Origin of the sequence: Salinivibrio sharmensis (genome assembly GCF_001995985.1) — a bacterium.
In the GTDB taxonomy this organism is placed as follows: Bacteria; Pseudomonadota; Gammaproteobacteria; order Enterobacterales; family Vibrionaceae; genus Salinivibrio; species Salinivibrio sharmensis.
Genome location: NZ_MUFC01000002.1, coordinates 1 through 12466, shown reverse-complemented (window position 1 = coordinate 12466; position 12466 = coordinate 1). Strand labels below are relative to the sequence as shown.

The following is a 12466-nucleotide window of genomic DNA, read 5'->3' as shown; positions in this document are numbered from 1 at the left end:
ATCTGGTTTTTTACTCGTTCCCACGCTCCCGCGTGGGAATGCATACGAAGTTTAAACCAAGGCATAAACGTTACAAAACCATCAAGCCGAACTTGTCGAGTTTGATTCCCCTGCATTTTCCATTAAAGAAGCTCACTCATTTCTGGCACACTGTCGGCTTGCGTTAGCAAGTATTCACACTCTGTTTGGATGAGTGACACACACAGCTCTATGTGTTCACGTTCCCCATCGTCGATTCCTTGAGCTTCGGTAAGGTCAATCGCTTCCTTCAGCGCATTTTTTATAGCACTAACGGTTTCTACCATTATGGAGGCCATTTTAGTGCCTGAATAACCCAGCAGAGCGCCGAATTCAGCTAAATCATAGCTGGTGATAGGACGTTGGAAGTTACCTTTCGGCGGATTTTGAAAGTCTTCACTTTCCCAATCGCCAATCGACATTGCAAAATATTGAGGGATACTGGCGGCCCGCCCCTCATCAACAGATAATTTACCACTTCGCGAATTGCGCTTTGCTCCCTCTTGAGCAATAGCTTCTATGTTCACTAAATCATAAAAAGGGGTCAGCTCTAGGCCTTTAGGGGTGACGAAGAAGCTAATATTTTTACCATGAGCATCATAGTTTAGCGTTGCGAGATTAAAGAGCATCCATTGGGTAAGTTTTAGATTAGTGGTCACCGTGTCTATGGTTTTGACGCTCAGTAGGCGTGGGAAAGAAACGCCATCACGCATATACACGCCATCGCCTTCATCCCCATTCTGACGCTCGTATTTGTAGCCTGGAGGTAAGTCAGTTGCCTGACAGCCATCAATCACATGTTTCCGTTGAACGACATCGCGAGTCGCGATGTAGGCACGCTCGAACCGCTCTATGCTCAGTGTCCTCGTCTTCCCAATGCGACTTAACTCAACACGAGCGACGTCCAAACCAGCTAGCTTGGCTAATGTCATGCAGAAGAACTCATTAACAGCAATACACGGTGCTTTACCGCTTTCAAACTTCAGAATACAGTTAGAACTTAATTTTCCCTCCCCAAACCCCCATTCATGGCCGCGCTTAAGTACGTTTAACTTGTTTTGTACACCAGCAACCGAAAGGCGAACCTTACCGTCCCAATAAACCAATGGCGCGAAGTTACGCTCTAATCGGTCTACCAACTCCCCATTAGGTACAGGTCTAAAGCTGGTCTCTTGAGGCTCTGAACCTGGCACTCGAAAAGATAATGCACCAGATGTTTCTGCACCAAGCTTACGAATCAGTCCAAACGTGTTGCTTTTGGAGATAGTGGTGTTTTGTATCATCTCCTCAAAGGCTTCTCCTTCAGGAAGGAGATTTCTGAGGTAGTTCTCAATACTACGTGGCGAAGCCCGATCATCGAAAGGGATGTGTGGCGAAATCGGGAACCCCGTGTGTTTCCATTCATCTTCATAGATGAATGAGAACTCTGTTTCTGTTCCGACAGGAAGAATCAAACGACCAATTTTGGTATTCGTACCGATAAACACGTCTAACTGTTGTAACTTACTCATACCAACCGTCCTCATTGCTTCTCACGCTGTTTTCAGCTTGGGAGGTTATTTGGCTATGTGGACGAACAAATAGGTTTAAATCGATAAGGCGTAACGACAGCCCTAAGATATCCATTAGGACAAGTACATTGGCAAAGGTGACACTGGTATCGCCTTTTTCTATCTTCATGACTGTTCTACGAGATAAGTTGGCTTTTGACGCGAGATCATCAATACGCCAACCTCTATCGGTGCGCTTTGAGCGAATGGCGCTCCCCAGCGTTTCCATACTAAACTCGGTATTCAAATCAGGCATAGGTTGTGCCTTTACACTCTTACCTTTTTTCATAAGTGCCTTTTAATGTACTTTTGCCATTATCGAGTTCGCCTCAACACATAAGTTCAATATAACTCACTTTTGTGGTGAATGTATAAGAAATCATCTATAAGTGTAATTTAAGTTACTTATGGTTGGTTTGTGGGTTTAATCTCTCCTTGTTCTCTATGGGAGAGATTTATCCGCCAGAAGGACACATTTGGCAACAGCGCAGTATTCGGATTAGTACTGGGAGTAGACAGAGAAGAATGCGTGATCGGGGCTTACCTGACCCAAAATCGTCAGGTACAAAAAAGGTTAGTAAACACTAGGCTTACTAACCTTCTAGAATCTCGTGGCCCCTCCCAGACTTGAACTGGGGACCAATCGATTATGAGTCCTACCAGATTCATTTTTATGAGTATGCAAAGCTTATTAATCTCCCGTAAATTCAGAAGGTTACAGGTTTTCCTTTGTTGCGTTAGTTTGCATTGATTTCCATGTCACCTTTCTCTTGTCTGACCCATTACCTGACCTAGCTTTGCTTAGGAAGGAAATCTGTCAACATAATTTTTGGCTGCTTTTAGGTTATATCTATTTGCCTAGAAAGTTAACTTCGCCGAAAAAGACAAGAGCAAATCAGAATGTTAACTGTTACTAAAATTCAATCCGCGACTAGTAGTAAAAATTCCTATTATCTCTGGGATCAATCAGGTCAACGAGGTACAGGGCGTTTGGGAGTAAAAATTTTCACTAGTGGGAAAAAGCAGTTCGTTTTTCGCTACTACCAGCGACAGAAAGAAAAATTTATCTCTATCGGTTTATTCAGCACACGTGCTGGCAGCATGACTCTTATAGAAGCTCGCGAGAAAGCCCAAGTCTTCTCACAACTGTTGCTCAACGGAAAAGATCCTAAATTGCATCTTGAACAACAAGAGCGTGAGCAGAAAAAAATTGATACTGAGAGCAAAAGCTTAGGAACCATTGATGACCTATTCCATAGCTATACTGAGCGGATGAAAATAGATGGAAAGAGAACGTATGAAGAGGTCCGAAATGCACTGGTACGAGAGTTCTATCCATATATAGACAAAAACACCAAGGCGTGTGATGTAACGACGGATGATATTAAATACGTTATTAGTAAGATGATCCAGCGTGGAGCTATCACTCAGAGCAATCGAGTACGTAGTTATGTGATGGCGGCGTTTAACCATGCTATGCGCTTTGATAACGATCCACGCTACTTCTCTTTAGAGTCGAAATTTTCCATAAAATACAACCCAGTAGCACCAATTCCAAAGCAAAAAGATGGTGAGCGTATTGGTGAGCGATTCCTAGAATGGCGAGAGTTAAGACGCCTGCTAAAAGACCTTCGTGAAAACTATGATGTTGTGCCTGTTGGACAAGATTTGAGGCACTTACTTCAACTGTGCATCTATCTAGGGGGGCAACGACCATATGAAGCTATTACCTTAGAATGGTGGAATGTTGATTGGAAAGAAAGGTTTGTCTGCATTACCAAAGAGCGTTCTAAAAACAAAAAAGATCATATCGTACCGTTGAACGGATTGGCTTTTGAAATACTTCAGAAACAATACGAGCTTTCTGGTGGTGGACGATATGTTTTTCCAAACCCCAAAGATGCAGAAGAACCCATGAAGACTAGCTCCATTTGTCGTGCAGTGACTCGTTATCGTGATGCTGTGGGGTTCGATAAGTTTGTACCTAAAGATTTGCGTCGAACATGTAAAACTTTAATGGGAGCATGCCGAATCAGCAAAGAGGTTAGAGATCGTATTCAAAATCACGCCTTGCAAGATGTGAGTACACGTCACTATGATCGCTATGACTATTTTGACGATAAGTTAGGTGGGCTTGAAACCTGGGGCAGTAAATTGAAAGAGTTGATTGGGTATGTTCCACCAGCGTTGTCAGCTGTACCTTCCGCTGAAACGTTACCTTTTCCAGACATTAAAAGTACTCAGTCGCTAAGAGCTAATCTTAAATAAAGATTGTTGTTGAAAGTCCCACTGGGGCTTTCTGTTTATTTGGTTACTAACCTAGTTTTTGTCTAGATCATACAGGTGATCAATGATCACAGTGAGATAGCCCTAACGGGCTTTCAGATGCCAAAGTTTGTTGCTGGCTAGCTCTTATAGGTAATAAGCTTTGTTAGTAAGTAACCCATTGGTTAAGCGGACAGAACCCTTGGGGTTAGAAATAAATGTGGTCCTACCGTCAGCAATGACTTTCTCTACAGCATCATGTTGATGTCCTGCCACCCAATACCTAGCTCTTGAGATCAACTCATTACTTAGCCCTGCATGGTAGTAAGGAGCATAAACACTGTTGGCATTTTCTTCTACGGCGAAAGCTTCTTTGGAAGGAAGATGATGTGAAACAACAAGATCAACTTTTTCTGGGAAATCATTAACGAACGCTTTGTGCTGCTCTTCAATCATTTGATGGCTTATGTACTTTGTATCATTCATCAGTTCTGAGTACGCATCAATCAGTGCAGACGAGTATGTGTGAATAGGAAACCAAAGAGTTCCCCCATAAATGCTATATCCATCTAAATCTATTGACTCATTATTCAAAAAGAACAGGTTTTCAGTTGTATCACTATGAGCCTTAAGCTTGGCTATTACGGAACCCCTAGAATCTTTGAGAACGTCAGAGTTAGCACTAGATTTGCACCCAACGGACGTACTTCTATGGCGGTAGGATTTACTCTTATTGCTATACCATTCATGGTTTCCTGCAATCATTATCACAGTCTTAAAGTGGCGGCAAAGTACATTCTTCACATACGCCATGCCTGAGAGGCCGTTCGCTGTGTCACCTGCAACGACTAAAGTGGCTTCGTTATCGAAGCTATACCAGAAATCACGGCGTATTCCGTGAATGTCGAGATGCAGATCGGAAACAACGTAAAACTTCAAACTATCATGACCTTAAAGTTGATTGACTGCTCCATGGTACAGGGGTTTTTTAGATTAAAGAAGTGAGGACATACGCTAAGTGCTTTAACATCAGTAGCTTAAAGTGAAACTTCCATGGAAGACAATGATTGGACGCTTTGTTTGATTTTTCGGCACTAAGATCTAGACACTAACTTTTAGTGTCTAAATCTTAGTGGTTTATAACCATATGAAATTAATCGTTTTTATTGTAAAAAATAAGATTTTTTGCTGAGGAAACTTCTCAGGGGCTGGCGAGAGTGTAATTGTGCTACAACCGTGCTTTACGGCAGGCATTTTTATGGGTGAGGCTGAAATGAAGAACGAGGCCAAGGCTACAAGAAGTGATAACGAGCAAGCCGAATCAAAGGATAGTGAGGAAGTTACGCTAAATGGACCTCTTGACTTGCTTGATCACGCTATCTCTACCAATACTGATAAGCTAGTTGAAGTAACTGAAGCCTTCAAAATAGAACTGGAAGAGATCATCGATGACTATCAAGTTGGCCTAGACGGGAAGTATTAAGAACAATCACCATTCGAGTCTGCACAGCATGAAGCTGTGCTACCCAAGAGACATGCGCCGCAGTAACGAGTGTTCGGTATCATGCAAGATAGCCTTCTTGCAGTGTAATCTCCAATTCTTTGCCCAGAAGGACCTCAAAGTCAGTAAATAGAGCGATAGGTCGGCAAGCATTCCCTTTCTCCTCGAACTGGATAAACCCTTTTGATGATAAGGCGTCGATTTTTCGTGACAGTTCGTGGATATGATGACAGCTAATCTCCGCAAGCTCAGCTAGACTTTCAGGCTTTTCTCTACTGATCAGAAGCATTATTTCGATATTTTCATTACACAGTAACTTTGAGACTTCATCTAGTGATGTGAACCAAAATGTAGGTAGATGCTTGTTATGACTAATGTTGCTCGCAGCCACACTAATCATATGCCTACGAATGAGATCTTCCGATGCAACCCCAATGCGAGCTTTCATGAGTATCCTTCTCAGAATGAAGTAACGGAATCCTAGTGTATACGACGCTGTTCTGAAAGAAAAAGTGGATAGTTATATTCGCTATGCGAATGGACGCCACTTTCATGACAGAGAGGTCAAGAGAAACTACGATATCCGATTCTCATCGATCCCCTTTCGATTCAGCGACCTAAGGTCTACGAGCGATCTCTAAAAGAAAATTTCTATGGTCTAGGAGTGAGCCTCTTCTACATGGATTTGACCATAACCCATTGTATTTAAGTTGTTATTTATTAAAAAGGATTCTGGTCTACGAGCGATCTCAAGAAACAATTTTCTGTGGTCTATGAGCGATCCTCACCATAAAAGCCCAGGTGCAAGAGCGAGCAGAACGAGATACGTGAGTGGTTAGATAAGATAGAAGAACAACGATAACAAAGTACTGCAAGTGGTCATTAAATAACTGATAATCATGTAAATTTTGAGGTATTGCACTCGCGTAACCTTTGACCGATCATAAACGTCGTTGGGCAAGGGGCAAAAATCTATCTTAGAGGTCAAGAGAAACAACGATGTCCTACTCTCATCGAACTCCTTTCGATTCAGACAACCTAAGGTCTACGAGCGATATCTAAAAGCAAATTGCTATGGTCTAGGAGTGAGCATCCTCTAGGTGGAAATACCCATAAGATATTGTATTTTATGCATTATTTATTTAGATAACTCTTGGTCTACGTGCGATATCAAGAAACACTTTTACGTGGTCTATGAGCGATCTTCTCCATAAAAGCCGAGGTGCAGGAGCGAGCAGAACGAAATACGTAAGTGTTTAGACAGGATAGAAGAACAACAATAACAAAGCACTGGAAATGGTCATTAGCCAACTGATAGTAATGCAAATTTTTAGGTATTGCACTCGCGTAACCTTTGACCGATCATAAACATCTTTGGGCAATGGACAAAAATCTATCTTAGAGGTCAAGAGAAACAACGATATCTGAATAGCCACCGACTTTATAGACATGCTTCGGTTAGACTCGTTTCTGCCCCTTTATGAGTTACAACCCAACGTTCAAACAGTGATGTTGAGGTAACTTTGATATAAAAAAAGTAATGAACAGAAAAAGAAAAAAGCTGAGCCAATTTGTTCACACTATTCAGTTAGCATGAGCTTTGCTTTAAGAAACGTAAGTTTGATGTCATCAGTTTTGGTGAACTTGAACTTACCGTCAGTAGAAGCGTTAAACCTTTCAAAATAATATTCAAGTAGCGGATCGTACCTGCCACCGTGAACCCAAGTGTAGAACTTACCAAGTTCATAACGTAACTCTTTATCAAGTTCAGATCTTATTCTCAGCTCACTATCGTTTGCTAGGTCAACGATGTTCATTTCTTGAAGGTTCGTCTTAATCTCTTCAATCAGAGGTAGGAGGGATTCTTTATACTTATCAGCCAATGGTACAAGGTCAGCGTCAGTTACTTCCGCTTCAAAAATCATAATCAGGTCGTTAATCTCCCCGTTATAGTAATCGTTATCTAATCGTTTTTCTGACTCAGTACGAAGAACATAGAGTTGTTCTAAAGGATCTGATTTAGTCTCAATTTTTTCTTTTGAAAGTTTGTGTTGATACTCAACAAACAGCGTTTCAACCCTATCAGCAATAACATCAAGATACTCATATCGAATTCTGAGAAATTCCAGCAGCTCATTGATATTGAGGTTTAACGTTAGGTCTTCTTTACCCACATCTCGACTGTACAAATGAACACTCAAATCGCCAGTGTTGAAATGACTTTGAAATGGCCAACTTGCGAAACGCTTTGAGTTTTCTTGATTCAGATTTACGGGGTGAGCACCGAAACACGCCCTGATAGTTTTAAAATAATTATTATCATCTTCATTAGCGAAGAGGCGTTCTTTGAAACATTTCTTTTCACCATAAAACGGATCTTTCTTATCAGTTATAAACACTCGATGGAGTTGTTTTATTGACTCGAAAATAAGGTCTATTGAAGAGATCAGAGAGTAGACCTGCATACATCTACTATCTATGTTCTTGTCAAACTCAGGCGCATTTTCTAAGTGGCGAACAGAGACAGAGATCCAATCCATAGCTGAGCAAACGAGATTAAAAAGATTCTTACCACCTTTATCTTTGTATATTTGATACACAAAGCTAGAGTTTGAGTTAACTAAGTCTCGAAAATCACTGATTTTATCGTCATTAACAACGTTTCTCATTCTCTAATCGCCTTCTAACAAATTGAAAATATTATGAAGAATGGCAAAAATGATAGTGATAGTTCTTCAATTCTTCAACTTCTTCTTTGATTTGAAGTGAAGTGATACGCTGGGTTTTGTCACTTAGTTAGATTTGAACGATGAGGCTCTCTAGCCAGTTGTATTGCTAGACATTATCCGAAGACAAATAGAAGAACTGAACCTCGAAGTAGCTTTTATCCTAGGACGTGCTGAAGCTGGTCTCCGCAAACTTGTGATCTAGGCCAACACGTCTTTGCCCCTAAATGAGTTTCAGCCACTCAAATTCGGGATTAGATTTGCTAGGTTCATGTGAATAACACTACCTTCAAATATTTTGAGTACCTGCTTTGTCTTGCTGATGTTCTTCTAAAGCATTGAAGATGACACAGAGTGATTCATGGCATCTGCTAAGAACATTAGGTTTACAACTTTCTAGTGGTGGCTCGACCCACGATTTGTCACGACCACCACCGCTACAAACAGACCATCCACTATTGTTGTAATCCCAAGAAGTCATTTGATGAGGGTCAGATTTAGACAGTGCATTTTTAAGTACAAGGACAGTATTAAGAAGAGTAGTTTTTGCTGATGCATGAAGAATTATGTCATCGTCATTTGCATCACTAACAAAAAATCAACGACATCCTTCTGGGATACCCACTCTGTAAAATCCTCCTTGTTAGAGGGCATTGAAAAAATTTGATAAGATTTCCAAGGCGACAAACATCCATTGCAACAATCCTTATGCAGGGCTTATGATACCAATAACATAATAATTTACTATCACATATTGAGCGGCTGTGGCAATCATTGGCCTGATTACAGGTTCAGCAGTTCATATATGAGGATTAAAAATCGGGCTGTTAACCATGAATTTCAATTATCTTGAATTGTTACCTCTGTCAGAATCCATTTTGCCACATAGACTAAAAGAGTTACTGAAGCCTGTAGGCCTATCTCCTGATTTACGTGTTGAGGTCGCTTGCATGCAGGAGACTGATCTTTATGGAAAAAATGCAGAACGCTTACACCTTCAGATGGCTGTGGTTCCTGAGGATAACGATGGCCCAATTGAAGTCTTGAGGGAGGCAGGTCAAGGCGTTGTGGCTTACTCTGTTCCTTTTGGTGAAGAAAAGGCAGACTCTGCTCAATTCAGTCCTTCAATCTCTGGGTATGATTACATAGTTGCGGCTTGGGGAGACGCTTCCTTTTACACTTTTAGCCTCGCTGAAAAAGTTTGGATGACTCTTGGTCTCACCCCTCGCTGCATAGGTAATGAAGAACAACGACTCATATATGACGCCCTAAACCTACCAGAATTTGACGTTGCTGAGGGGGAAGTATCAAGCGAATATCAAGGTCACTTGAAGCGCGACGTATGCTGGAAAATGTCTAATGAATACCTCCGCCGTTATTTGTGGCTGCGTGGTGCTAAAGGCGTGCGGGTTTTTTTCTATGAAGCACAATTACAAGACACCCCAGAGTTGCGAGAATCATTGAATGGTAAACCTCATATTGTATTAAAACCAACCGAAGGCCCCCAATGGTATAAGCTAGATCTCCGAGAACACAAAGAAGGGATTCTCCTTCAGCTCTGGGCTTCGGTTGAAGCCGTTTTTCCAGAACTGTGCTTAGAGCAAGATGCAGAAACCTTGCTCTGGGCAGATGACAAAGAGCCTATGACACATGCTAGGGCAAATGCGCTTATGGCTAACTACAACGTCTACTTGGATGATCGCTTCCTCGAAAAATATGAGCAAAGTAACTTCTATGACACCACACCCATAAACATCCATGAACAGTGGTGGTGTGAACCTTCATATAAAGGGCAGTGGAGCTTTACAGAATGCCAACGAGTTGGGAGAAACTTAATCCGAGTACCGATTCGTGAGCTGTATAAGGCTAAGCCTGATAGAGAAATTGTTCATGCGAATAATTACGAGGTCAAGCCAGAGGTTGTTGAACAATTAGATCTAAACGAAGAGCATATAGCAATAAAGGTGCAAAGACTTCTAGAAGGCCTGCTACGTTTGGGAGAAGGGTTATCAGCACTAGGAGAGACTACTGGGCAACTGTATTCCCCTGAAGACCTCACAGGTTTTAGTCGAGAAGAAGTAGACGCTAATGGATGGTTGCATTACCCATCTCTTGTGCTACTAGCTCAGGTCGCACCGCTAGATATGACACAACAGGTATTTTTAGCTCGGTGCAAGAGTCTCCATGAGATTCTTCAAAAAACCCCAAATGGTTTTCTCAAGTCACTTCTTCGCCATGCTGGGTGTCCAAGCGCTGACGTGAAAAACCTAGGAAGTTTAAAGTTGATGCAAAGTCTTTTGAACGTCCTCGAATCTTTGAACGAACAGCATGAAACTATTGATTGCTTTACATCAGAAAATGAACCCGAGGGTTGGAAAAAACGCAATGCCGCACTAGCGTCGCTGTTTTTGAATAACGACCTTAGGATCGCTGATGCCCATGATGCAGTTAAGAAATGTATTGATACTCTGCAAGGCCTTGGGTTTGATACCGCCAGTTTAAGCGTCGGCTATGGAAGAGCTTTTGACTTTGTTATAGATGCTGTCAGTGAATCGATTAGCTGTATTGCCACTCACATTGAGCAACTGCTAGAGCGACATTAATGGCTTCTCGATTAAAAACTGAACCACTATACTTTTTCTAATCCAATCGATTGGAGCTAGAGCAAACGTTCTAGCTCACTTTTGTCCAGAAGTGAGTTGTACGGTTTTTGTGGAGTACTGTTTTTTGGGAGTGCCAGCATCTGACTAATCGTGATCCGTCACAATTAAGTGTGTGTTTCTTCCTACTCTTTTTAGATCACGAAGTGCGGTCTCTTTCTTCGCAATCCGAAGGGGCCGATCTGAAGTTATGGTACTGTAGATAATGTCAATATCATCACGCTCTGTATGTGTGAACTCGATTACGCCGTAGGGGGTTCTAAACTCCCCTTTACGCCCTGTTGTCATGATAGTAATTCGATCAATCATTACTTGTGAAATAACACTGTACTCTGAGAGTGCCGATTCTAGAGAGATGTAATTGTACTCTCCCCTTCGCAAGCATTTAGCAATGTATTCAATGGTATAACCGCCCTTATGACGACTGTACGAGAATACATAAACACCGTTACACGCTCGCTCTATTACTCCTGCTTTTACTAAGCGTGGCAGGCTTTGTTGGAATGCTGTAGGTGAATCATCAAAAAATAACCTTCTGAGATCACTCTTCCGATAAACGTGTATGCCTTGCTTGTCAAACCTATGCAGGCGCTCTAATGCAGTCTCAATCTTCATCTCAATGCTCATAAGTAATCACAAAAAGTAAGTATGACATATATTTTTGTCCACTTGTGATTCAAGTAATGCATCGGTAGTCGCTGATACCGTAAGGATGCCTAGCTTGTTTTTCTCGGTTAGGATCCTAACTTGGTGAACATGGTTGCTATTGGGCTAGGGAGATAGCAGTACTAATCGCAACCTCACTCCTATGAGCATTCTTGGTTAGGATCCTAACTCGGAATTTGTGATGATGAATGTGGTTGGTATTGGCTAGACAGATAGCAGTATCAATCGCAGCCAGACTCCGATGAGCATTCTTGGTTAGGATCCTAACGCGGAATTTGTGATGATGAATGTGGTTGCTATTGGCTAGACAGATAGCAGCACCAATCGCAGCCAGACTCCGATGAGCATTCTCGGTTAGGATCCTAACTTGGAATTTGTAGTGATGAACGTGGTTGGTATTGGCTAGACAGATAGCAATACCCATCGCAGCCTCACTCCGATGAGCATTCTTGGTTAGGATCCTAACGCGGAATTTGTGATGATAAATGTGGTAGCTATTGGCTAGACAGATAGCAGTACCCATCGCAACCTCACTCCGATGAGCATTCTTGGTTAGGATCCTAACTCGGAATTTGTGATGATGAATGTGGTTGGTATTGGCTAGACAGATAGCAGTACCCATCGCAGCCTGACTCCGATGAGCATTCTTGGTTAGGATCCTAACTCGGAATTTGTGGTGATGAACGTGGTTGGTATTGGCTAAACAGAAAGCAGTACCCATCGCAGCCAGACTCCGATGAGCATTCTTGGTTAGGATCCTAACTCGGAATTTGTAGTGATGAACTTGGTTGGTATTGGCTAGACAGATAGCAGTATCAATCGCAGCCAGACTCCGATGAGCATTCTTGGTTAGGATCCTAACTTGGAACCTATGATGATGAACATGGTTCTTTGAGGTGGGGGAATTGCGTCACCAATAGTCAGAATCTGTTCTCAATTCTCGGTTAGGACCCTAACTCGGAATCTATGATGATGAATATGATTCTTTAAGGAGGAGAATAGCAACACTAATGCCCAAGAATCCGATCTTTTTCATTATGGGTAGGAGTTTAAATGATTATCACCTCTCTAATTTAATAA

9 protein-coding genes are annotated in these 12466 nt (G+C 41.8%); 3 read left to right on the top strand and 6 right to left on the bottom strand.

Annotated features, from left to right (window positions below):
* Window positions 1-122: 122 nt before the first annotated feature.
* Together BZG74_RS02115 and BZG74_RS02110 are read right to left on the bottom strand one after the other, a co-directional pair.
* The gene (locus BZG74_RS02115; protein WP_077771141.1) at window positions 123-1529 is read right to left on the bottom strand and encodes a HipA domain-containing protein; all 1407 of its coding nucleotides are present in this window, start codon (window positions 1527-1529) and stop codon (window positions 123-125) included.
* Window positions 1522-1857, bottom strand: a complete 336-nt coding sequence (locus tag BZG74_RS02110) for a helix-turn-helix domain-containing protein (RefSeq protein ID WP_077771140.1) — start codon at window positions 1855-1857, stop codon at window positions 1522-1524. Before BZG74_RS02110 ends, BZG74_RS02115 begins: the two co-directional genes overlap by 8 nt.
* Before the next feature lie 611 nt (window positions 1858-2468).
* Between BZG74_RS02110 and BZG74_RS02105 the strand changes: the two genes are divergently transcribed.
* A complete protein-coding gene (locus BZG74_RS02105) occupies window positions 2469-3836 on the top strand; it encodes a tyrosine-type recombinase/integrase (RefSeq protein ID WP_077771139.1) in 1368 nt (455 codons plus the stop codon).
* Window positions 3837-3980: 144 nt separating this feature from the next.
* On the opposite strand, the gene BZG74_RS02100 is transcribed toward BZG74_RS02105, so the two are convergent.
* A complete protein-coding gene (locus BZG74_RS02100) occupies window positions 3981-4772 on the bottom strand; it encodes a metallophosphoesterase (protein ID WP_077666457.1) in 792 nt (263 codons plus the stop codon).
* Between the two features lie 319 nt (window positions 4773-5091).
* Here BZG74_RS02100 and BZG74_RS02095 point away from each other — a divergent pair, with 319 nt between their 5' ends.
* On the top strand, window positions 5092-5316 hold the full coding sequence (locus tag BZG74_RS02095) for a hypothetical protein (RefSeq protein ID WP_235605696.1): 225 nt from the start codon (window positions 5092-5094) through the stop codon (window positions 5314-5316).
* Window positions 5317-5395: 79 nt separating this feature from the next.
* Here the strand turns inward: BZG74_RS02095 and BZG74_RS02090 are convergent, their stop codons facing one another.
* Window positions 5396-5782: an HVO_A0114 family putative DNA-binding protein gene (locus tag BZG74_RS02090; protein ID WP_077667263.1), complete on the bottom strand. Its 387-nt coding sequence runs from the start codon at window positions 5780-5782 to the stop codon at window positions 5396-5398.
* A gap of 1132 nt (window positions 5783-6914) precedes the next feature.
* On the bottom strand, window positions 6915-8003 hold the full coding sequence (locus tag BZG74_RS02085; RefSeq protein ID WP_077771138.1) for a hypothetical protein: 1089 nt from the start codon (window positions 8001-8003) through the stop codon (window positions 6915-6917).
* 890 nt (window positions 8004-8893) lie between these two features.
* On the opposite strand from BZG74_RS02085, the gene BZG74_RS02080 reads away from it, so the two are divergent.
* Complete coding sequence (locus BZG74_RS02080; protein ID WP_077771137.1) at window positions 8894-10663, top strand: hypothetical protein; 1770 nt, start codon at window positions 8894-8896, stop codon at window positions 10661-10663.
* 144 nt (window positions 10664-10807) lie between these two features.
* On the opposite strand, the gene abiEi is transcribed toward BZG74_RS02080, so the two are convergent.
* The gene (gene abiEi, locus BZG74_RS02075; protein ID WP_077771136.1) at window positions 10808-11347 is read right to left on the bottom strand and encodes a type IV toxin-antitoxin system AbiEi family antitoxin; all 540 of its coding nucleotides are present in this window, start codon (window positions 11345-11347) and stop codon (window positions 10808-10810) included.
* Window positions 11348-12466: the final 1119 nt, after the last annotated feature.

Bases quoted from the DNA above. Each gene is read 5' to 3' on its own strand.
- BZG74_RS02105 (WP_077771139.1), top strand. From the start codon at position 2,469: ATGTTAACTGTTACTAAAATTCAATCCGCGACTAGTAGTAAAAATTCC.
- abiEi (WP_077771136.1), bottom strand. From the start codon at position 11,347: ATGAGCATTGAGATGAAGATTGAGACTGCATTAGAGCGCCTGCATAGG.
- BZG74_RS02090 (WP_077667263.1), bottom strand. From the start codon at position 5,782: ATGAAAGCTCGCATTGGGGTTGCATCGGAAGATCTCATTCGTAGGCAT.
- BZG74_RS02110 (WP_077771140.1), bottom strand. From the start codon at position 1,857: ATGAAAAAAGGTAAGAGTGTAAAGGCACAACCTATGCCTGATTTGAAT.
- BZG74_RS02085 (WP_077771138.1), bottom strand. From the start codon at position 8,003: ATGAGAAACGTTGTTAATGACGATAAAATCAGTGATTTTCGAGACTTA.
- BZG74_RS02115 (WP_077771141.1), bottom strand. From the start codon at position 1,529: ATGAGTAAGTTACAACAGTTAGACGTGTTTATCGGTACGAATACCAAA.
- BZG74_RS02095 (WP_235605696.1), top strand. From the start codon at position 5,092: ATGGGTGAGGCTGAAATGAAGAACGAGGCCAAGGCTACAAGAAGTGAT.
- BZG74_RS02080 (WP_077771137.1), top strand. From the start codon at position 8,894: ATGAATTTCAATTATCTTGAATTGTTACCTCTGTCAGAATCCATTTTG.